The following is a 21,104-nucleotide window of genomic DNA, read 5'->3' as shown; positions in this document are numbered from 1 at the left end:
TTTTATTTTAACAGTCTTAAATATCTTTTAAGATTGATAGAGATTCAATATCCATTTTGGTAACATCTGGAATTGCTAAAAGGGAATCTATAACTGCTTGCTTCATTCCCAATTGAACGAAAGAACTCTCAGGAAAATTCTTGAGAATATAGGCATAAAGTTCTAGGGCATAATCGGAAAATCCCCAACAGTCTGAAATACAAGCTATCCCTCTTTTGTCAAACTGGGGTCAAAGCTTGATTTTTCGTGGGATGGGTGACCAGGGGCTCGAACCCTGAACCACCGGATTAAGAGTCCGCTGCTCTACCATTGAGCTAGTCACCCAGAAGGTTATTGTAAACCTAATGATTTCCCATACTTACATTTTATAGTGATTATAGGGATTTACCCCAAGATAAAGGTAACAACAGACCCTTCTTAAAATTAGACACATAAGCCCGTTTATTAAACACGTCATAGTGGTTATGTTCAATCACCTCTAGGATTTCTCGATAAAGCATTAGGGCCGACCAGACGGGCCAACGGGCATTCCGCTGTAAATAGGCCACCCCCACTTCAGCTTGTACATAGAATTGCCGGGCCCGTTCAATCTGGAATTTCATTAACTCGCGCCAGCGATCGTTGATCACACCCCGTAGGAGTTCATCCTCGGAGTAACCAAACGCCTCTAAGTCTTCTAAGGGTAAATAAATCCGACCCCGCCGTGTATCTTCTCCCACATCTCGCAAAATATTGGTGAGTTGGTTGGCCACGCCTAGGGCAACAGCTTGATCTGCTAAACTCCCTTGGGCAACATAGGGATCGACCCAGGGAGAACGAAGGCGATCGCTAAAAGGTTCGGCCCCCATGACAGCTAAGGACATCAGGCCGACCGTGCCTGCCACTCGATAACAGTAAAGATTTAGCTCTGCAAAAGTTTCGTAGCGACTCCGATAGAGATCCATGCGCTGACCGGCAATCATATCCCGAAAGGGTTGAATATCTACGGGAAATTGTTCCAGGGTATCGACTAGGGCCATGTCCATGGCATCCTGAGGGCGACCCGCAAAAATCGCCTCTAAACGCTGCTCCCAGGCATCTAGGGTTTCTGGCGTAGTCAGGGCTGCCTGGGGGCCATCTACCAATTCATCGGTACGACGACACCACACATAAATGGCCCAGATGGCCCGTCGCTTCACCGGGGGCATCAGGAGCGTGCCTAGATAAAATGTTTTGGCATAGTTAGCCGTGACCTGCCGACAAAGTTCGTAGGCTTCCTCTAGGGAGACTAGGGGAGGTAAGTACTCGGCTCTAGGCAGTTGCAGCATTGGCGACAGTCTGAGTAGAGGGCATAGGGGGGATGGCAGAGGAGTGGGCGGCGATCGCCTGCGCTGTCAGCTTACCAGAAAGTACCGCCCCTTCCATACTCCCCAAATAGGGTTGCATTGTATAGCTACCCGATAGAAAAAAGTTTGAGATGGGGGTGCGTTGATCGGGGCGAAAGGCCTGCCGTCCTGGAGTTGCCTTGTAGACCGATCGCGGTGTTTTGACAACCGCAGTTTTTCGTACTTTAACGGGTTCGGGGAGATGAGCGGGGAATAGCTTGGCCAATTCTGCCATTGTCGCCTCAATTATGTCAGAGTCACTGCGGCCAATCCAGTCCTGAGCTGGGGCTAAGACCAACTCCAGCATGGATCGATCGGGGTCATGGTATTCCTGACAGGTTTCACTCATATCCGCATAGACACTCAACAGATCGGAACGGGAAAAGAGTAAATGATCTACCGTCGGCAACTTGCAATCGAACCAAATTTGGACATTGATCACTGGCACCCCTTCCAGTTCATCAAGCTGCTGGAAAAAGGGTAAATCCTGCCAGCCCTCAGGCCGTAATAACTTAAAGGCATCGACGGAGAGGGCACAGACATAGGCATCAGCTTCGACAGTATAGCTTGGTTCGCCATTACACCCTGTCATGAGGAACCCTTTGACGGTGCCATCGATATTGAGCAAAATCTCCTTTAGGGACGATTGGGTTTGCACAGAACCACCCCGCTCGTTCACATAGTCCACAATGGGCTGACATAATCGCTCTGGGGGGGAACCATCTAGGAAAGCAATTTTTGAGCCGTAGCGTTCCCGCAAAAATCGATTCATGGCGGTTAGGGGAATTGTTGCCGATACTTCATCGGGATTAATAAAGGTAAGAGCCTTAGATGCGGCAATAAAAATATCGGAGTTAACCCGCGCATCAATCCCTTGAAGCTCTAACCATTCAAGGAGGCTATACTTATCCATTGCTTCAACGTATTTTTGACCCCTGAGAATGGCCGGCCAAAGTCCTAGGGCAAAACGGATTTTTTGCTCCCAGGTGAGCATGTCGTTATTTCGCAAGATGGAAAGAATAACGTTAAGGGGGGCAGGGATATCCGGGACATCAAACCATGATAGAACCCCAGGTTTCTCTGGCTGATTGAAAATCAGGGCGTGGCGTTTCCATTGGAGGCGATCGCTAATATTTAGCTCATCCAATAATTGCAGCATATTGGGGTAAGCTCCAAAAAAAGCATGGAGTCCCGTTTCCACCCAGTCACCATCGGCATCCTTTCGGGCCGCCACTAAGCCCCCTAAAACATCCGACCGTTCAAACAGAAGGGGCTGATGGCCAGCATCCACTAAATATTTGGCACAGGCTAAACCTGCTAGACCCCCTCCAGCAATGGCAACGCGCATGAATTGACCTAACCTCTTCTAGGTAACTTTAAGATGGCTTGGGCCACCGATTAAAATAACCTCTATTATAGTTTACAAATCGTTACAGATCATGACTAATCTGGAATTTTATTTGTTGAGAAAAACTAACCTATCCATCGATCAGCCTAAGCCATCTTGGTTTTCTAGCCAGATTTTTAGGTCTTCTAGGGTGGTGAAGTCAAGGAGGGCATCACCCAGATTTTCAAGTTGGGGAATCGCAAGGGACTCAATTTGGTTGTGCAGATCCGTCGGGATGATTCCTAGGCGACGGTGGAGTTGGCGAAAAATAAGGGTGCGCTCACCAATGAGTTCTCCTTCTTCCCGCCCTTCTTCTTTGGCTTCTTGGTAAAAACGGGTATTTTTGAGCGCGGTTGTCGTGAGTCCTAACATTTGGTTAATCTCCTGACGACTTAAATGGGTGAATTTATACACGAGGATTGTGGTGAGTAAGTCTATTATCGCTTTTTGGCTGGGTTCCGGTTCCTGGTGACTTCGCCCAAGGATCTGCCGAGCGATCGCCGGCACATGGTCTGTATCCACAATGGTTAAGCGCATGAGAGCTAGGGCTAGGGGGAGTTGATCCGGGTGGGGCAGTTCATCAAGATAAATGCGGTGAACACGGGAGCTATTCACCAAATCTGCGTAGGGGGTATAGCCACTCTGTTCGGTTTTGCGAGAGGGATAGATAATTACCGCTTGCCAATCTGAAAATCGAGGGCGATGGCGATAGAAGTACAGCAAAGACTCACAAAAGAGACGCTCATAGAGGGTTTCGTCTTTTTGAAATTGCACCTCACAAAAGTAAACGATCGCAGGGGATTGATTTTCAGGAGGAATAAAAACGCCATCAATGGTGAAGCTGGTTTCTTTGATTTCAACGGAAGCAAATTGATACTCCGCTGTGTGTTCAGGGTGTGGGTCTAGGAGTTGAAAAAGAAGGTTTGGGAATTGTTGAAAGAGTTTATAAAAGATTGAGTCGCGACGCATTTATTGAGGACTCTAGTTGATGGTTGACTCTCAAGACTAGCGACAAATACCATTGGGTGTGGGAAGTTGGGTCGAAAGGGGATGGCGGCGGCTGCCAAGACGAATTGTGACTTGCCTGACTTGGGCACAGCCTGCTTGGGGGAGGTCTACCTGGGAAAACGATCGCTCCCGTTCTGCCAGGACATAAACTGAGTCTAGGTTCCTTTCAAAATACATTTCCCCATCGGCCGTTTGCCCGGTCAAAGCAATACTGAGGGTCTGAATATGAACATTGCCAGTATTCCGGATCGTGAAGCCTAGCTGTCCATTTTGAATGTTTGTATTAACAATCTCAGCCGTGGCAATGGGATTAAGGGGTTCAATAAAGACGGGTAAACTCATGCGTTTAATAATTCGCAGTTGCGGCCCGGTAGCTTGGGTTTCCGGGATGTCGGCGGCAGGTAACTCGGCGACCAGCAATCGATAGGTTCCCTCAACCGTACTAGGAGGTTGGCGCGTACCAATGCGGATATTACGACTTTCTCCGGGTGGAACATTCAAAATGAGGGGGAAAACAACGATCTCACCATCCGCTGGGGATAGTTGATCAATGCCATTCTCAGTTTGTTGCCACTTCTCGGCACTAATTTCAAAATCAATGGCACCACTTCCCGTATTGTTGATCGTCAATAGTGTGGTTCGCTGACGGGGCGAGAGGAAAACCTGAATCGCACTTAAATAAAATTCTTGGGACTGGGCAAAGACTGATTGACCAGCAAGAACCAGGAATGCCCACAGTATAAGCATCCCTGGCTTTGTTAGAGTTCTAAGAACTAAAGGTGAGATCAATGTCGGAACTAAGTCTAGAATGTCACGGTTACAACAACCGTATCGTTATAGGCCCCAGGAGTCAGAGTATCTAAAACAGCTTCGATTAGCGGATCATTACCCGCAGGAATTTCGCCATAAACTGTGAAAGGAACTGGTCTAGCGTTGGTAGGAGTATGATCAATGGCGTTTACACCGCAACCCCATTCAGTCGTGAAAGCAGCATCGGTATAGAGTTTGTAGGGTAACTTTGCGTCATCATCTGGCCCATTCATTTCTCGTGACAAGCAAGTTGTTCCGTCACCGTTCGCTCCTGCACCTAGAGCAATTTCAACTTGAGCATTGGGTAAGCATTTGACAGTAATTTGGCCATTAGCTTTAGCAGCAGTTGTGGCGTTGGCGACAATTGGATCATAATTTCCAAAAGCGATCGCTGTTTTAGTTGTTACAAGACAGTTATTTTTCGCTGTAGCACTTATCGGAAGATCGGCTCTTGCTGTTTGGGCTTTGGCTTCTTGAGCAAAGAGCATGGGTAATACACCCGCGGCAGCCCCTAAAAACAGGCCCACTGTCAGCCGCTTGATCAACAGAGAGAGCATTCCAGCCATAGCAAATAATCCTTTTTCCTTAACTAACAGAGGAACAGTTAGAGATATTGAATCGAGATAAATTCAACAGTACTGATGCCTATAGGCAATTATAGCGAACAGGATTGGCAATCCGCTGTACGTTGGATCACCGTTGGGGTGTGTTTCTGATCACCAGTTTAAATCCTTCGGATAGATTTTAACCCAACCATTCTCAATCAACGACCCATGTATGATGGGAGAAGTCTGGTATAGTTCGACACCAGCGCAACTTGTTTACCCAATACCTGATCACTATGCACCTTGATTGGCTCTCTCAAACCGACCCCCTTGTCGCTGCCATGGTTCAGCGGGAAGTGGAGCGTCAGCAGCAACACCTAGAACTCATTGCCAGTGAAAATTTTACCTCGGCGGCGGTGATGGCGGCCCAGGGTACGGTTCTTACGAATAAGTACGCCGAAGGTTTGCCAGGGAAACGCTACTATGGCGGCTGCGAGTTCATTGATCAGGTGGAGCAACTGGCCATTGATCGGGCAAAGGAACTTTTTGGGGCAGCCCATGCCAATGTTCAACCCCACTCCGGTGCCCAGGCGAATTTTGCCGTATTTTTAGCCTTGCTAGAGCCAGGGGATACCATTTTGGGGATGGATCTCTCCCACGGCGGCCACCTGACCCACGGATCCCCCGTCAATGTTTCAGGGAAGTGGTTTAAGGTGGTTCACTATGGCGTAGACCCGGAGACGGAGCGGCTAGATTTTGACCAAATTCGCACCCTGGCCCAGCAGCATCGACCCAAATTAATCATTTGTGGCTATTCCGCCTATCCTCGCACCATTGACTTTGACCAGTTTCGGGCGATCGCCGATGAAGTGGGAGCCTACCTGTTGGCGGATATGGCCCATATTGCTGGCTTAGTGGCCACGGGGCATCATCCCAACCCAGTACCCATCTGTGATGTGGTGACAACAACCACCCATAAAACCCTACGGGGGCCGCGGGGGGGACTCATTCTCACCCGTGATCCCGATCTGGGCAAAAAACTGGATAAAGCCGTGTTTCCGGGAACCCAGGGAGGGCCCCTAGAGCACGTCATTGCCGCTAAAGCGGTGGCCTTTGGTGAGGCCCTCAAACCAGAATTTACGGCCTATTCGGCCCAGGTGCTCGAAAACTGCCAAGCCCTAGCCCAGACATTGCAGGATCGGGATCTGCGCCTCGTATCAGGGGGCAGTGATAATCATTTGCTACTCATTGACCTGCGATCGGTGGGCTTGACGGGCAAACAGGCGGATCAACTCATGGGCGAGATCAATATTACGACCAACAAAAACACCATTCCCTTTGATCCAGCCTCTCCCTTTGTCACCAGTGGTCTGCGCTTGGGTACGCCGGCCATGACAACCCGTGGCATGATGGCCGCCGAGTTCCAGGAAATTGGCCATATTATTGGCGATCGCCTGCAGAAACCAGAGGATGAAACCGTGGCCCAAACCTGCCGCCAGCGAGTTGCCCAACTCTGCCAAAAATTTCCCCTCTATCCCCATCTCCAAATTTCCCAACCAGTGTTAGCCTGATAGGTATTCCTCGGTTAATTATTCTTAACCTCACCTAGATGCACTTCCATCTGATTGCCTTTCTTGCCGCCTGTGCGGTGGTGTTGCTGCTCACCCCCCTAATCAACGAGTTAGGCCTGAAAACCGGCTGCGTTGATCAGCCCAATGCCCGCAAGATCCATAATCGTCCCATGGTGCGATTGGGGGGGGTGTCTATTTTTGCCGGCAATATTGTCGCCTTGCTCTTAGTTTGGAATGCGGGCGGGTTTGCGGGGATGCCCCAAAACTCGGAATATGAAATTTGGGGTGTCACCTTAGGCGGAGTGGCTTTTTTCCTGATTGGCTTGGCGGATGATCTGTTTACCTTACCCGCCCTGGGGCGACTGATTGCCCAATTCGCCGTCGCTGCCATTGTCTGGGGGGTGGGGGTCAAAATTCGCATTGTGACGATTCCCTTCCTGGGGGGGTTTGATCTCGGCTCCCTCAGTTTACCCATCACCTCAATTTGGTTGGTGGGCATGGCCAATGCCATTAATTTCATTGATGGGGTGGATGGCTTGGCGGCGGGGGTCTCTGGGATTGCGGCCATCTCCATGTTTTTTGTCTGTTTGTTTTTAGACGAACCGGAGGCGGCCCTGTTGGCGGCGGCCTTGGCGGGGGGAGCCTTAGGATTTTTGCGCTATAACTTTAATCCGGCGCGAATTTTCATGGGGGATGGGGGAGCCTATTTTATGGGGTTTACCTTGGCAGGCATTGGCGTGGTTGGGTTGGTGAAGGGCTATACCACCATGGCCATTCTTGCGCCCCTCATGATTTTAGCCGTACCCATTATTGATACCTCTACGGTAATCCTGAATCGATTGCGCCAGGGTCTCTCCCCTTTTACCGCCGATAAGCGTCATTTGCACCATCGGCTCCTACAGGCCGGTCTATCCCAGCGATCTACGGTGTTATTTATCTATACCCTGACCCTGTGGGTGGGCAGCTTTGCCATGGGCATGGCCGGACTACCAGGGGGCATGGGTTATTTTTTGGGGGCAACAGGGTTACTCTGTTTTGCCTGTTGGTATGTGTGGAAACGGGTTCAGCCCCCAGGTGAGTAAGAATGAGCGTAAGCGCAGAAATTATTTGTATTGGTACGGAATTACTTCTGGGGGAAATCCTCAATGGCAATGCCCAGTACCTAGCCCAGCAGTTGGCCAGCCTCGGTATTCCCCATTACTATCAAACGGTGGTGGGCGATAATCCCACCCGCATCAAAAAAGCGGTGGCCATCGCCTGCGATCGCTCCCGATTATTGATTTTCACCGGCGGATTGGGGCCCACGCCCGATGATTTGACCACCGAAGCCCTGGCGGATTTTTTCCAGGCTCCCCTAGCAGAACGCCCAGAAATCATTGCCGACCTAGAACAAAAGTATGCCCATCGCGGTGGCTTTAGTCCCAGTAATCGCAAGCAAGCTCTTTTACCCGTCGGCGCAGACATTTTACCCAATCCTGCCGGTAGTGCCCCAGGAATGATTTGGCAACCCCGCACCGGCCTCACCCTGATGACATTTCCGGGGGTTCCCGCAGAAATTAAGCAGATGTGGCAGGAGACGGCAATCCCCTACCTGCGGCAACAGGGATGGGGGCAAGAAACCATCCACAGTCGGGTGTTGCGTTTTTGGGGTATTCCCGAATCGGTCTTAGCTGAAAAGGTGTCAGAGCAATTAGCCTTAAAAAATCCAACCGTGGCCCCCTATGCGGGCAATGGGGAAGCACGACTGCGGATCACAGCCCGGGCGAAAACTGAGGCAGAGGCCCTGCAACTCATTCATCCCGTGGAAACCCAACTGCGGCAACTCACTGGACTGGACTGCTATGGGGCGGATGAGGATACCTTGGCCAGTCGGGTGGGAGAGTTGCTGTTGGCCGCTGGGGAAACCCTAAGTGTGGCGGAGTCCTGTACCGGCGGTGGTCTAGGGGAAATGCTCACCCGTTTACCCGGTAGCTCCCATTATTTTATGGGTGGGGTGATTTCCTATGCCAACAGTGTAAAAGTCCGCCTCTTGAATGTGAACTCTGGGGATTTGGAGCAGTCAGGGGCCGTCAGTGAGATCGTGGCGACCCAGATGGCCCAGGGGGTAAAAAATCATTTGGCAACGGATTGGGGCTTAAGTATTACGGGTATTGCCGGCCCCGGTGGCGCAACCCTAGAAAAACCAGTGGGCCTGGTCTATATTGGTTTGGCCACGCCCAAGGATTCCGTGCAGACCTATGAATGTCGCTTTAATTCCCAACGGGGGCGATCGTGGATCCGCCACCTGAGTATTTTGACGGCCTTGGATTATTTACGCCGACAGCTACTTATTCTTGCCCAGTAATTAAAAAATTTAAGACTCGCTAACTTAAAATCTGGGCAAGAAACTGACGAGTGCGATCTTCCTGGGGATTCTGGAAAAACTCTTCGGGGCTGGCAATTTCCACAATCTGGCCCTGATCCATAAAAACAATTCGATCGGCGACTTCTTTGGCAAAGCCGACTTCATGGGTGACGACCACCATGGTAATGCCACTGTTAGCCAGGGATCGCATCACGTCTAACACTTCCCGCACCATTTCTGGATCCAAGGCGGAGGTGGGTTCATCAAACAACAAAATCTTGGGCTGCATGGCCAGGGCCCGGGCGATCGCCACCCGTTGTTGTTGCCCCCCCGATAGTTGACCAGGATATTTTTGGGCCTGCTCAAGGATGCCGACCCGTTCGAGTAATTGCAGGGCAATTTCATCCCGTTTGGACTGGGGCCAACCCCGCACCCACCGAGGAGCCAGGGTAATATTTTGCAGCACGGTTAAATGGGGAAATAAATTAAACTGCTGAAACACCATCCCCACTTCCCGCCGTACCTGATCAATATGGCGGACATTATCATTCAAGGGAATAGAATCAATCGTGATCTGTCCCTGTTGAAAGTCTTCCAAGGCATTGAGGGTACGAATAAATGTGGATTTACCGGAACCGGAGGGCCCCATAATGACGACGACCTCACCCTGGGCAACGGTGAGACTCACTCCCCGCAGGGCATGGAACTGGCCAAACCACTTTTGCACTCCTTCGGCGGTAATCATCGCCGGAGCTTGGGTATCAGGCATCTTGAGGGTTAGACATTGGATTTAGGATAAGCGGGGGATTCAGGATAATGGGGCTTAACTTTCAATGGGTTCGAGGTTAAACAACTGTTGCAGCGTGGCCATGGCCCGTTGACGACTTTCTAAATCCTGTTGGGCCTGAAGTTGGACTGTGGGTTCATGGAGAATTTTATTGATAATCGTTCGGGTCATGGCCTCAATCACCCCCTGATGCTTATCCCCAAATTCAGTGCCTAGACGAGAGAGGGCTTTTTCCAGTTCTTGGGTGCGAATGGATTCAATTTTTTCCCGCAAACAACGAATGGTGGGTACGGTTTCCAGGGCATGCCACCAGGCGCAAAATGTCCCTAATTCTTCTTCTAAAAGGGCTTCGGCTTCCATGGCCAATTGGCGGCGTGCTTCCTGGTTTTGGGCGACGACGGCCTCTAAATCATCCACATTAAATAATCTCACCGCCCCTAGTTCCGTCACATTCCCATGGACATTGCGGGGAACGGCAATATCAATAATGGCTAGGGGGCGATCGCCCGTGATCACTGGGGCCAAGTTATCCCGATCTAAAAGGGGATGGGTTGCCGCTGTTCCCGTAAAGACCAGATCCATCTGGGCGACCTGGGAGAGCATATCGGGCATGGTATGGAGGTGAAAACGAACCTCCCCAAACTGCTGGGCTAATTCCTGGGCCCGTTCCAGGGAGCGATTAATAATTGTAATCTCTTGAATGCCGCGGGCAAAGAGGTGCTGCACCACCAGGCGAGACATTTTGCCGGCCCCAACAATGGCAATGCGACAGCGGTGTAAATCCGGTAAACGTAACTCCGCCAGTTCAACCGCCGCCGAACTAATGGACACTGCCCCTGTACCGATGCTGGTTTCTGTGCGTACCCGTTTCCCCGCCGAAATGGATCCCTTAAATAGGCGATTCAAAATCGGGCCGATCGCCTTGTACTGTTGCCCCAATTGATGACAGCGTTTCACCTGGGAGAGAATTTGTCCTTCGCCAATCACCAAGCTATCCAACCCCCCCGCCACCCGCATCAGGTGCATTACCGCATCCTGATGGAGCAGAATGAACAGGTAGGGGCGCAATTGCCGCAGGGGAACCTGGCCCCACTCACTCATAAACTGACTAATTTCCCGGACACCGCTATCGGTATCTGAGGTAACAATATAAATTTCTAGGCGATTACAGGTACTTAAAATGGTGGCTTCTTGGATATGGGGGTAGCCACAGAGATGGTTGAGGGCCCGTTCCCGTACTTCTTCCGGGACACTTAGTTTTTCCCGGACATCCACCGGGGCAGTTTTGTGGCTTAAACCAATCACAGCAATATTCATTGGGGTACTCTTAAAGGCAATTCAATCGGCAGTCCAATACAAGTTTTATCAAGATTCTTGCGGAGAATTCACAGATGTTTGCAACTCTTTACGATTTCTGGGCCCCTCATATCTTGGTGTCCATTTGAAAGAGGTTCGTCAGATTCCGATACAGCCAAAGCTCAAGGGATCGACCCCAAACCCGATAATCTGGGCGATCGCCCACCATGGGTTCCACCAAAATTGTAAATAATCCCAGTCGATTTCCAGCAATCACATCCGTAAACAGGCGATCGCCCACCATGGCAATATTTTCTACGGGCAACTCCATCGCCTCTACGGCTTGGCGGACTTTACGACGGGACGGCTTGCCAGCCCCCATTAGGTAGGGAAGATCCAGTTGCTCGGCGATCGCCCGAATTCGACTCTGGCTAATATTGTTACTCACCAGCCAAAGATTCACACTCTTTTTCGTTTCTTTCAGCCAGGACACCACCTCTGGGGAAACCGTCGGATCCCAGCAGGGTACCAGGGTATCATCCACATCTAAGACCAGTCCCTTTAAGCCATGACACTCCAAAATATCTGGAGTCAGGGCAAGAATGGAATCCTTAAGGACGAGCTTAGGCTGAAGAAGACGGGTAATCTGACGCAGGGCCATGGGAGGCAGTCATAAGCAGCATGAATATCATACCCTGCCATTACCCTGATCACCGGAACTTTGGAAGTAGTCAAACTTGTCTGGGGCATCTAGTTTGGCGACCGCTGCTTCTAGAGCTTGAAGCCGACTCTCGACAAAATACACTCCCGCCAAGGTTTCCAGTTCCAGCTTGGCAATCCGTTGCTTCACGGCCCCAGGAGAAACCACCACCCACACCTGCCGCTGATGATTGAGAGCATCTTTGGTCATCGCTTCGATCGCCAGAGTTGCGGTAACACCAATGGAGGGAACGTCACTCAGATCTAGAACCAACATGCGGTAATCGTGGAGAATCGACATCCGTTTCGTAATCGTCTTTGCCGCCCCAAAACTGAGGGGCCCCCCCAACTGAAACAATAGAATTTCCCCAGGAACCCGGTTAAAGAGTTCCTGTTCCGCTAGGCTCAGGTGGCTGGCTTGATTTGATGTCGTGATCGTTTGCACCCGATCGCTCTGGATTTCCGTCAGCCGTTTAATGGTGAGTAGATTGGCAATAAAGGCCCCGACAATCACCGCAACGATCAGATCCACAAACACGGTGAGGATCAAGACCAAGTACATAATCCCGGTCCCCTTGAGGGACAGACGGGGAGCCCGCTTAATAAAGCTCCAGTCAATAATGTCTAACCCCACCTTTAGTAAAAGTCCCGCCAGAACCGCATGGGGAATTTGGGAGGTGGGTGGCCCCGCCAAAAAAACGACCGCGACCAAAACCACCGCATGAATGATGCCCGCCAAGGGAGTTCGTCCCCCCGCTTGAATATTCATCACCGTTCGCATTGTCGCCCCGGCCCCCGGTAATCCCCCCATCAAACCTGAGACACAGTTACCAATGCCCTGGCCGATGAGTTCCTTGTCCGAGTCGTGTTGGGTATGGGCAATACTATCGGAGACGAGGGAGGTCAGCAGAGAGTCAATGGCCCCGAGAAAACCCAGCATGATCCCGTAGCGAATCATGTCCTTTAGTTCACTGAGTTCAAAGGTGGGGAGTTTGGGCTGGGGTAAACCCACGGGAATCGAACCAATGCGCGGTAAATCGGCTTGACCAAAGGCCACCACGGATATCAGCGTGACTAAAATCAAGGCCATCAGGGGGGCCGGCAACAGCCGATTGATCTTAGGGGGAGTAAACGCCACAATCGTCAGGGTGAGTAAGCCCAACACCACGGCAATGAGATTGGGGTGACTCAAATACTGGGGAAGCGTTTCCAGAATAGTCACAACGCCGCCACTGGCTCCATAACCCAAGAGGGGGGGCAATTGGATCACAATAATAATGATGCCAATCCCGGACATAAAGCCGGAGATCACCGTATAGGGCATCAATGTAATGTACTGGCCCAGCCGTAGGAATCCCATTAAAATCTGAAAGAGTCCCCCCAGCATCACCACTGTAAAGGCCATGGCTAAACCATGCTCCGGGTGTCGGGCCACTAAGGCGGTGATTACCGTCGTTATCACAACGGTCATCGGCCCCGTGGGCCCAGAGACTTGGGTGGGGGTTCCGCCAAACAGGGCCGCAAAAAAGCCGACAAAGATGGAACCGTAGAGGCCAGCGATCGCCCCGGCTCCCGAACTTACACCAAAGGCTAACCCCAGGGGCAGGGCAACAATCGCTGCCGATAGGCCACCAAATAGATCGCCGCGCCAATTCCAGAATTGAATTCTATTCACAGGAATTTTATTCATAGCTAATGATTCCCACAGTGTAGGGCTAAGGCCCCAGGAATTCTAGGGGGACTGTGACTCTTTTACCGCGATAAATTGCGATACAGTAAGTATTGAGTCTTATCCGCTGCCCAACCATGACGTTTTCTTCCATCGCTGTGCGCGAATTACCCCTTTTTCCTCTGCCCGACGTTGTATTATTTCCCGGACGACCTCTGCCCCTCCACATTTTTGAGTTTCGCTACCGGATTATGATGAACACCATCCTGGAGGGCGATCGCCGCTTTGGTGTCCTCATGTGGGATCCGCAAACGGGCCGACCTGCCACCATTGGCTGCTGTGCCGAAATTTTGCGCTATGAACGCCTACCCGATGACCGGATGATTGTGGATTCCCTTGGGCAACAACGATTTCGCGTCCTAGACTATGTGCGGGAAAAGCCCTATCGTATCGGCCTAGTGGAATGGCTCGAAGATGAACCCACTGCCACCGATCTCCGTCCCCTGGGCCAGGAGGTTCGCCAACTCCTCAATGACGTGGTGCGTTTATCCTCCAAATTAACCGAGCAGGCCATTGAACTTCCCGCCGATGTGCCCACCAGTCCCCTAGAGTTGTCCTATTGGATTGCCAGTAATTTTCGGGGGGTGGCCATGGAGCAGCAAAAACTTCTGGAACTCCAAGCAACCAAGGCCCGCTTAGAACGGGAGGCAGAAATTCTTATCACGACCCGCAATCACTTGGCGGCCCGCACGGTACTCAAGGATACATTTAAGGGGAATTAAATTAGACTCAGGAACATTAGGATAAGGAGCTTGAAGCGAAAGAAACCAGGGTCTAGCGGGAATTGGGGTACCAAAACATTCCTTTAATTCCTTCGGGATCGGGACGAAACCCTAAATTTCGATAAAAATTTACCACATGGGGATCGGCAAACAGGGTGATATTACTAATGTCTTCGCTGCGAAGCTCCTTAATAATTTGCCGCATCAGGGATTTACCCCACCCCTGCCCCTGGTAGTCGGGATGCACCACCACATCCCAAATGGTGGCATTAAAGGCATGATCGGAGGTAGCCCGGGAAAATCCAATTAAACGACGGTACTGGCCCCGCTGTTCCCACATCGACACCACAATAAAACTGTGTTCGATCGCCTTTTTGACTTTGCGGATCGGCCGGCGAGACCAACCCACCGCATCACAGAGTTCTTCGAGTTCATAGACATCAATTTCTTTATTGGTGCTGAAAAAAACCTTTGTCTCAATTACCCCCTCCTGGCCATTGCCATTCAAAGGGGGAGGTGGGGCAGTCACCGCAGATGCCGATGAACTTTGACCATTAAAAAGCGATTTCCAGAAGCTCATGCAAGTATGCTGGAGATGGTTAGTGAACCCCATCGGTGGGGAATAACCAGAAAGAGGCTGGCCTACGCAATAGTATACCCGCAATCAAAGTATGGTTTCCGAATTTCAACTTCAGAACCCTGAACTGCTGAAGCGATTTAACCGGTCGTTTCCCGATTTCTATGAGCAGTTTGTCAGTCGTGAGATTCAACTTCAGAACCTCAAGCTGGCCTATCAAATCCACAAAACCAAGCAACCGGTGATCCAAATGGGCCAGGAGGGGGATCATTCCGCCCTTTATTTTGCCCATCGCAATCAGTCCTTTCTCCTGAGTGACCTGTTTGGGGTCATGGCGGCCTACAAATTGGGCATCCACAGTATTAGCCTCTATGGCCATGTGCGATCGCCCATGCTCGTCTTTGTCAAGCTGATTATCTCCGAGGGGGGACATTTACTCTCTAAAAAGCGTCGGGATAGTGTCTGTCGGGCCCTGACCCAGACCCTCAACGGTGATTTTGAAGTTGAAGAGATGCTGGCGGTGGAGTTTACCTGGCTGGAAGGATTAGCGGACATTAGTACCAGTTTTTTCATTGATCAGGTATTCCATTTACCTGCCCTCCTCATTGAAGCGGGCAACCATCCCGGCTTACTTTATAAGGTGATGCACGCTCTCTGGCAAGAAGATTTACTGGTGGTCAATACCAATTTCATGATCTGGCAAGGACGGGTTCGACTCCTCCTCTACCTTTTAGGCCCCAATGGCAACCTGATCCCCGACTATCTTGGCCAGCGCATGGCCGAAAGTATTAAGCAGCGTTTAGTCTCTAGCCAATGATGGTCAGAGACATCGTGCATAATGGTACTGGTTCCTTTGATGGTTCTGGTTTTGTTTTTGGCTTTAGGAGGCTGATCTGTGGGACTTTTTGATCGCATCAGTCGAGTGATTCGCAGTTATCTCAATGCCCTAGTCGGTTCTGCGGAAGACCCCGAAAAAATCTTGGATCAGACCCTAATTGAGATGCAAGATAATTTGGTGCAGTTACGGCAAGCGGTGGCCCAGGCGATCGCCTCCCAAAAACGTCTAGAGCAGCAATTTAATCAAAATGAAAAACAGGCCCATGAGTGGGAAGGTCGAGCGAAGTTGGCCTTGCAAAAGGGGGATGAAGCCCTCGCCCTAGAGGCTCTGAATCGGAAACAAACGGCGACCTCTGCCGCCCTAGCCCTGAAGGGCCAACTGGAGCAATCCCTTGGCCAGGTGAAAACCCTGAAAACCCAGATGATTGCCCTAGAGAGCAAAATTGCCGAAGCGAAAACGAAAAAAGATATGTTAGTGGCCCGGGCCCGGGCAGCGAAGGCCAGTGAGCAGATCAATCAGGCCATTGGCAAGGTAGGTACCAATTCCTCAATGGCGGCCTTTGAGCGCATGGAAGATCAGGTCTTACAAATGGAAGCCCAATCCCAGGCGGTAGCGGAGCTAAGTACGGATAGTTTAGAGGCCAAATTTGCGGAACTGGAATCCGGGGGCAGTGCGGAGGCGGAATTGGCGGCCCTAAAGCAGCAACTGAGTACCCCTAGTGCCCAATTACCAGAGGCAGCGGTGGCCTACGACCCAGAGCTAGAGGCCCTAAAACGTCAACTGGAACAAGATTCCTAGGAATCCATGGATCTATTGCGATCGCTCCCCCTTGGGCTTTACCTAGAACATCCCATTACCTGGCTGCATCGCTTGGATGCGCGGGTGAAAATGGCATGGCTGATGAGTTTTTTGTTGACTCCCCTACTGGCGGATGGGGTGTGGCGGGTTTTACTCGTCCTGTTTCTGATGATTTTGACGGGGATCGGCGGTATTCCAGCGCGGGTGTGGCGACGGCAAATGGTCTGGTTATTGATTTTAGCGAGCTTGATCCTAGGGATGACGGCCTTAATGCCCGATGGCTTGGCGATCGCCTACCAACCCCGACGGCCCCTAGAGCTAGAGATTCCCGCCACGGATTACAATTACATTCTTTGGCAATTCCAGTCCCAAGTGCTATGGCAAGAGGTTCACCTCCAAATCACCCGGCGATCCCTGGATCTGGGGGTGCGATTAAGTACTCTATTGTTTACCTTGATTTACAGCACCCATCTCTATCTCTTGACGACTGCACCGGAGGAAATTACGGCGGCCCTAGCGAATTTGATGCATCCCCTGCGGCGATTCCGCTGGCCAGTGACTGAATTAGCCTTGACCTTAACCCTATCCCTGAGATTTATTCCCCTGGTGTTAGAAGAAGTGCAAAATCTGATTCGGTCATTGCGAACCCGGGCGATTAATTGGCGTAAAATCGGCTTTCGGGGAGCAATCAACATTTGGATGATGTTGGCGGTACGCCTACTGGAAAACCTACTGCTGCGGGCGGAACAGGTGGCCTGTGCCATGCAGGTGCGGGGATTTACCACCTCTGGGGAGTACGAGAGTCGCTGGCATCGATTTCGTTTCTTGGCGCGGGATTGGTGGGCCTTGTTTTTAATTATTCCGTTTTGGCTCCTGCGCGTCATTTTGCCCCGCTGGTTTACCCTGGGCTAGATGTCTCCCCTAGCTCCCTGGTACTGGCGATCGCTGCCGCTTCAGAATCGCACGGCTTCCCAGCTATTTGCTGCCCTATTTCAAGGGGATGATATTGCCGTTCTCCTGGAAAGTCCCCCAGGTATTCCTCAGACCCACGCCCGCTATTCCCTCTGCGCCGGTTCTCCCCGCCCGGGCCAGTCCTGGACTCCCTCCCTGGGTAATGTCCTACCTACCCTTCGCCAGCGTTTGACGACCCCGTCCCCAGATGCCACCCCCTCCCACTTGCAGCACCTTCCCTTTTTAGGGGGATGGTTGGGGTGGTTTGGTTACGAATTGGCCTGGGAAATTGAAACCCTACCTCCTTTAGCCAAGGATCCCATTCCCTTTCCAGTGGCCTTTTGGTATGAACCCGCCGCCTTTGCTCTTTTGGATCACCAAGCGGATCAACTCCACTTAGCGGCCAGTGGGGGCGATCGCCTGGATCAGCTTGAGCAGCGACTGGAAAATTTTAATGAGGATGGAATCAAGGATCATCAAAAAGATCAAAAAAATTATCCAAATAGAGTTTATATCCCTGACTCCCCTATCTCACCGACGGGAATGCCCGCCCATATTACCCTGTCCGCTGGCTGGCAGCCCGATGATTATCAAAAAGCCGTTCAGCAGATTCTAGGCTATATTCAGGCGGGGGATATTTTTCAGGGCAATCTTTCGGTGCGGTTTGAGCACCATGGCCCGGTGAATCCTTGGCAGTTGTATCAAACGTTGCAGCGGATTAATCCTTCCCCCTTCGCCAGTTATTGGCAGACCCCCTGGGGCTATATTGTCAGTTGCTCTCCAGAACGGTTGGTACAGGTTCAGGGAGACACCATTCAAACCCGGCCCATTGCCGGAACCCGACCCCGGGGGCGATCGCCCGCTGAGGATCAGGCCCTGGCTGCAACGCTGCAAGCCAATCCCAAGGAACGGGCTGAACACATTATGCTGGTGGATCTAGAGCGCAATGATCTGGGCCGGGTCTGCACCTGGGGAACGGTGACAGTGGATGAGCTTTTGACCTTGGAATACTACAGCCATGTCATTCATCTCGTCAGTAATGTGCGCGGTCAACGGGCGGGCCAGTGGGATGGCATTGATGTGATTGGGGCGGTTTTTCCGGGGGGAACGATCACCGGATGTCCCAAGGTACGCTGTATGGAAATTTTGGCCGGATTGGAACCCTTTCCCCGAAACCTGTTCTATGGTTCCTGTGGCTACCTAGATCAGCGGGGCTATTTAGACCTGAATATTTTGATTCGCACATTGCTGGTGCGGGGCGATCGCCAGTTAACCTGGGGCCAGGTTGGGGCAGGAATTGTTGCCGATAGTGATCCCCAACGGGAATGGCAAGAATCCTTGGATAAGGCCCAGGCCCTCTTTCAGGCGATTCCAGTTTAGGGTGAATTCTCTTCCGGATCTGCGTTTAATTCTGCGGCCAGTTGCTCCAATTCTTCTGGTGTCATTTCCGCTAGTTTTTTTTCTAACACCGCATCTTCATAGTCCGTGAGTTGCTGGTTATAGGTCATCTTGCCCGTAAACACCCGACCAAAATAGCTGAGTACCCAGACCATAACACCCACAATAAAAATTCCTTGACTCCATATTCCCGCCGCTGTCTCCTCTACCCCCAGTAGCCGCAATAGGGCGTAAATCAAACCACCGGCAATAAAAACACCAAAGCCAAGGAAAATAACATCTACACGACGCATGGATCGCTAAAACTCAAGGGAGCGGGGTTGGGGACGAAAATTCAAAAAGGGCGAAAGGGCCGCCATTCCGGGGAAGAAAAACAATAGCAAAAAATACATAAAAGCCCGCTCGAAGGAACTAGCCACATACCAACGGCTTTTTAGATAGAAATAAACACCGAGGGGCATCACTAACAGATACAATCCTGCCAAACCACCGTAGACCAATAAAACCAAGAGGTTCGTTGAAATTGCCATGCCCCTCAATCTCCATCACTGTTTACTAGAAATAACTTAACAAAAGTACATCCATCCTTAAAATATGTTGAAATTCAACCACTTAGAGGATGTCAGTTCCTAACATAGCTTACATAGGCATCATATTGAGGAAGCTGACGTGGATTTATTGCACAAACAAGTACTGGTTCTGAGTAGCAAGGTTGATGCGCTCTACCAGATTGTGGATCAGCTAAATCAAAAAGTCGCCCAAGCTCTATTGGAGGGTTCGTTTAGTGCATCGGGTAGTCCATCAAGTATGCGTCACGGCATAACTAGCCATGGAACTAGTCTTGGAGTCAACTACATACATCATACCCGTGGGATAACGCCGGAACATAAGGATATTCTAGCGGATGAGGACTATAGCCAAAACCGTCACATGAATGGCGATCGCCACTTGAGTACGGAGGTGCAAATTCAACGGCTCACGGCCCAACTCACCGCCGCCTACAACCAAATTGCTGCCCTAGAAGAACAACTCCTCACTCACCACAACCATTAGGGTTCCATCCATCTCCCGGTTAATCTGGGAATAGAGCATTTCTAGAGCTTTGAATGCAATTCATTGATCAGGTCGAAATTCAGGTTAAAGCAGGGGATGGGGGCGACGGCATTGTCGCATTTCGGCGGGAGAAGTATGTACCGGCGGGCGGCCCCTCAGGGGGCAATGGGGGCTGGGGCGGATCGGTCATTCTCAAGGCCGTGAGTCATCTGCAAACCCTGCTGGACTTTCGTTATGCCCATTTATTTAAGGCGGAAAACGGTCAACGGGGCGGCCCCAGTAATCGGACGGGGGCCAATGGTCAGGATCGCCTGATTGAGGTTCCCTGCGGCACGATGGTCTGGAATGGGGAAACCGGCGAACTATTGGGGGATTTGGTTAAACCGGAGCAAACCCTCGTTGTTGCCAAGGGGGGCAAAGGCGGCCTAGGGAATAAACATTTCCTCAGCAATAGTCAACGGGCCCCAGATTATGCCCTGCCGGGGTTAGAGGGAGAATCCTTCGCCCTGCGCCTAGAATTGAAACTTCTGGCGGAAGTGGGGATTATTGGCCTGCCCAATGCCGGAAAATCAACCTTAATTTCGGTTCTGTCGGCGGCCCGACCCAAGATTGCCGACTATCCCTTCACCACATTAATTCCTAACTTGGGGGTTGTCCGCCGCCCCAATGGGGATGGAACTGTCTTTGCGGATATTCCTGGCCTGATTGAGGGGGCCCACCTAGGGACGGGATTGGGCCATGAGTTTCTCCGGCATATTGAGCGCACCCGCTTACTAATTCATTTGATTGATGCTACGGCGGCGGATGTGTTAGGAGCCTATCAAACGATTCAGGGGGAGTTACGGGCCTATGGCCACGGCCTGGGCGATCGCCGCCAAATTATTGTGTTAAATAAAATTGATGCCCTCGAACCCGAGCAGATTAGCCATCTCCAAGAAACTATTGCCCCCCATAGTGCGCTGCCGATTTTTGCCATTTCCGCCGTCAGCGGCCAAGGGATAGATGCCATGCTGGCTGTCGTCTGGCAGGAGTTGGCCCAATTAGATTCTTCGCCCACAGAACAGCCCTTCCTTTAGGGGTTCGCTACTTTAAGGTGATTCACTGGCCGATCTTTACGGCTGCAATTTTGTGCCCCTGGAATCCTGCTGGGTATCTTGGCTTTATGGTAGATTAAAGATGAATTTCATATTTATTTCATTTTTTCTTCACTATCCTTTCAGGATTGCC

General features: G+C 51.1%; 22 protein-coding genes and 1 tRNA gene. 10 read left to right on the top strand and 13 right to left on the bottom strand.

What is annotated here, in order from left to right:
* Positions 1–252: 252 nt before the first annotated feature.
* The 6 genes from L3556_RS10130 to L3556_RS10105 form a co-directional block, all read right to left on the bottom strand.
* Positions 253–324, bottom strand: a tRNA-Lys gene (locus L3556_RS10130).
* 50 nt (positions 325–374) lie between these two features.
* A complete protein-coding gene (locus tag L3556_RS10125) occupies positions 375–1,307 on the bottom strand; it encodes a phytoene synthase (protein WP_277867155.1) in 933 nt (310 codons plus the stop codon).
* Positions 1,291–2,712 (bottom strand): 15-cis-phytoene desaturase, encoded by a 1,422-nt coding sequence (gene pds, locus L3556_RS10120; protein WP_277867154.1) that lies wholly within the window; start codon positions 2,710–2,712, stop codon positions 1,291–1,293. Before pds ends, L3556_RS10125 begins: the two co-directional genes overlap by 17 nt.
* A 141-nt stretch (positions 2,713–2,853) precedes the next feature.
* Entirely contained in the window at positions 2,854–3,720 is an 867-nt protein-coding gene (locus tag L3556_RS10115; RefSeq protein WP_277867153.1) for an Rpn family recombination-promoting nuclease/putative transposase, read from the bottom strand.
* Between the two features lie 36 nt (positions 3,721–3,756).
* Complete coding sequence (locus L3556_RS10110) at positions 3,757–4,506, bottom strand: fimbrial biogenesis chaperone (RefSeq protein ID WP_277867152.1); 750 nt, start codon at positions 4,504–4,506, stop codon at positions 3,757–3,759.
* 56 nt (positions 4,507–4,562) lie between these two features.
* Positions 4,563–5,135, bottom strand: coding sequence for a Csu type fimbrial protein (locus L3556_RS10105; RefSeq protein ID WP_277867151.1), 573 nt, complete (start codon positions 5,133–5,135; stop codon positions 4,563–4,565).
* A gap of 275 nt (positions 5,136–5,410) precedes the next feature.
* Between L3556_RS10105 and glyA the strand changes: the two genes are divergently transcribed.
* Genes glyA through L3556_RS10090 form a run of 3 tightly spaced genes read left to right on the top strand, consistent with a single transcriptional unit; the run spans position 5,411 to position 9,029 of the window.
* A complete protein-coding gene (glyA, locus tag L3556_RS10100; RefSeq protein WP_277867150.1) occupies positions 5,411–6,685 on the top strand; it encodes a serine hydroxymethyltransferase in 1,275 nt (424 codons plus the stop codon).
* A gap of 38 nt (positions 6,686–6,723) precedes the next feature.
* Positions 6,724–7,767: a glycosyltransferase family 4 protein gene (locus tag L3556_RS10095; protein WP_277867149.1), complete on the top strand. Its 1,044-nt coding sequence runs from the start codon at positions 6,724–6,726 to the stop codon at positions 7,765–7,767.
* Between the two features lie 2 nt (positions 7,768–7,769).
* Positions 7,770–9,029 carry a competence/damage-inducible protein A gene (locus tag L3556_RS10090; protein ID WP_277867148.1) on the top strand — a complete coding sequence of 420 codons (1,260 nt, stop codon included), beginning with the start codon at positions 7,770–7,772 and terminating at the stop codon, positions 9,027–9,029.
* A 19-nt stretch (positions 9,030–9,048) separates the two neighbouring features.
* Here the strand turns inward: L3556_RS10090 and L3556_RS10085 are convergent, their stop codons facing one another.
* The 4 genes from L3556_RS10085 to L3556_RS10070 form a co-directional block, all read right to left on the bottom strand.
* On the bottom strand, positions 9,049–9,798 hold the full coding sequence (locus tag L3556_RS10085; RefSeq protein ID WP_277867147.1) for an amino acid ABC transporter ATP-binding protein: 750 nt from the start codon (positions 9,796–9,798) through the stop codon (positions 9,049–9,051).
* A 54-nt stretch (positions 9,799–9,852) separates the two neighbouring features.
* Positions 9,853–11,133, bottom strand: a complete 1,281-nt coding sequence (locus L3556_RS10080; RefSeq protein ID WP_277867146.1) for a glutamyl-tRNA reductase — start codon at positions 11,131–11,133, stop codon at positions 9,853–9,855.
* Positions 11,134–11,239: 106 nt separating this feature from the next.
* Entirely contained in the window at positions 11,240–11,773 is a 534-nt protein-coding gene (locus L3556_RS10075; RefSeq protein ID WP_277867145.1) for a YqeG family HAD IIIA-type phosphatase, read from the bottom strand.
* Between the two features lie 27 nt (positions 11,774–11,800).
* Positions 11,801–13,501 carry a SulP family inorganic anion transporter gene (locus L3556_RS10070; RefSeq protein WP_277867144.1) on the bottom strand — a complete coding sequence of 567 codons (1,701 nt, stop codon included), beginning with the start codon at positions 13,499–13,501 and terminating at the stop codon, positions 11,801–11,803.
* A gap of 116 nt (positions 13,502–13,617) precedes the next feature.
* Here L3556_RS10070 and L3556_RS10065 point away from each other — a divergent pair, with 116 nt between their 5' ends.
* On the top strand, positions 13,618–14,262 hold the full coding sequence (locus L3556_RS10065; protein WP_277867143.1) for an LON peptidase substrate-binding domain-containing protein: 645 nt from the start codon (positions 13,618–13,620) through the stop codon (positions 14,260–14,262).
* A gap of 52 nt (positions 14,263–14,314) precedes the next feature.
* On the opposite strand, the gene L3556_RS10060 is transcribed toward L3556_RS10065, so the two are convergent.
* Complete coding sequence (locus L3556_RS10060; RefSeq protein WP_277867142.1) at positions 14,315–14,842, bottom strand: GNAT family N-acetyltransferase; 528 nt, start codon at positions 14,840–14,842, stop codon at positions 14,315–14,317.
* A gap of 91 nt (positions 14,843–14,933) precedes the next feature.
* On the opposite strand from L3556_RS10060, the gene L3556_RS10055 reads away from it, so the two are divergent.
* The 4 genes from L3556_RS10055 (at position 14,934) to L3556_RS10040 (ending at position 18,806) form a co-directional block, all read left to right on the top strand.
* Positions 14,934–15,656 (top strand): hypothetical protein, encoded by a 723-nt coding sequence (locus L3556_RS10055; RefSeq protein ID WP_277867141.1) that lies wholly within the window; start codon positions 14,934–14,936, stop codon positions 15,654–15,656.
* A gap of 78 nt (positions 15,657–15,734) precedes the next feature.
* Positions 15,735–16,475, top strand: coding sequence for a PspA/IM30 family protein (locus L3556_RS10050; protein WP_277867140.1), 741 nt, complete (start codon positions 15,735–15,737; stop codon positions 16,473–16,475).
* 6 nt (positions 16,476–16,481) lie between these two features.
* Positions 16,482–17,387 carry an energy-coupling factor transporter transmembrane component T family protein gene (locus L3556_RS10045; RefSeq protein ID WP_277867139.1) on the top strand — a complete coding sequence of 302 codons (906 nt, stop codon included), beginning with the start codon at positions 16,482–16,484 and terminating at the stop codon, positions 17,385–17,387.
* Positions 17,388–18,806 (top strand): anthranilate synthase component I, encoded by a 1,419-nt coding sequence (locus L3556_RS10040; protein WP_277867138.1) that lies wholly within the window; start codon positions 17,388–17,390, stop codon positions 18,804–18,806.
* Here the strand turns inward: L3556_RS10040 and L3556_RS10035 are convergent.
* Together L3556_RS10035 and ndhL are read right to left on the bottom strand one after the other, a co-directional pair.
* Positions 18,803–19,117, bottom strand: coding sequence for a DUF3007 family protein (locus L3556_RS10035; RefSeq protein WP_277867137.1), 315 nt, complete (start codon positions 19,115–19,117; stop codon positions 18,803–18,805). The two genes, L3556_RS10040 and L3556_RS10035, sit on opposite strands and share 4 nt — an antisense overlap.
* A gap of 6 nt (positions 19,118–19,123) precedes the next feature.
* Positions 19,124–19,354 (bottom strand): NAD(P)H-quinone oxidoreductase subunit L, encoded by a 231-nt coding sequence (gene ndhL / locus L3556_RS10030; RefSeq protein WP_277867136.1) that lies wholly within the window; start codon positions 19,352–19,354, stop codon positions 19,124–19,126.
* 139 nt (positions 19,355–19,493) lie between these two features.
* Here ndhL and L3556_RS10025 point away from each other — a divergent pair, with 139 nt between their 5' ends.
* Positions 19,494–19,877 (top strand): hypothetical protein, encoded by a 384-nt coding sequence (locus L3556_RS10025; RefSeq protein ID WP_277867135.1) that lies wholly within the window; start codon positions 19,494–19,496, stop codon positions 19,875–19,877.
* A gap of 53 nt (positions 19,878–19,930) precedes the next feature.
* Positions 19,931–20,953 carry a GTPase ObgE gene (gene obgE / locus L3556_RS10020; protein ID WP_277867134.1) on the top strand — a complete coding sequence of 341 codons (1,023 nt, stop codon included), beginning with the start codon at positions 19,931–19,933 and terminating at the stop codon, positions 20,951–20,953.
* Positions 20,954–21,104: the final 151 nt, after the last annotated feature.

The organism is Candidatus Synechococcus calcipolaris G9 (assembly GCF_029582805.1).
Classification (GTDB): Bacteria; Cyanobacteriota; Cyanobacteriia; order Thermosynechococcales; family Thermosynechococcaceae; genus Synechococcus_F; species Synechococcus_F calcipolaris.
Note: the sequence above shows the minus strand (reverse complement) of the source record. Positions and strands in the feature narration are given on the sequence as shown.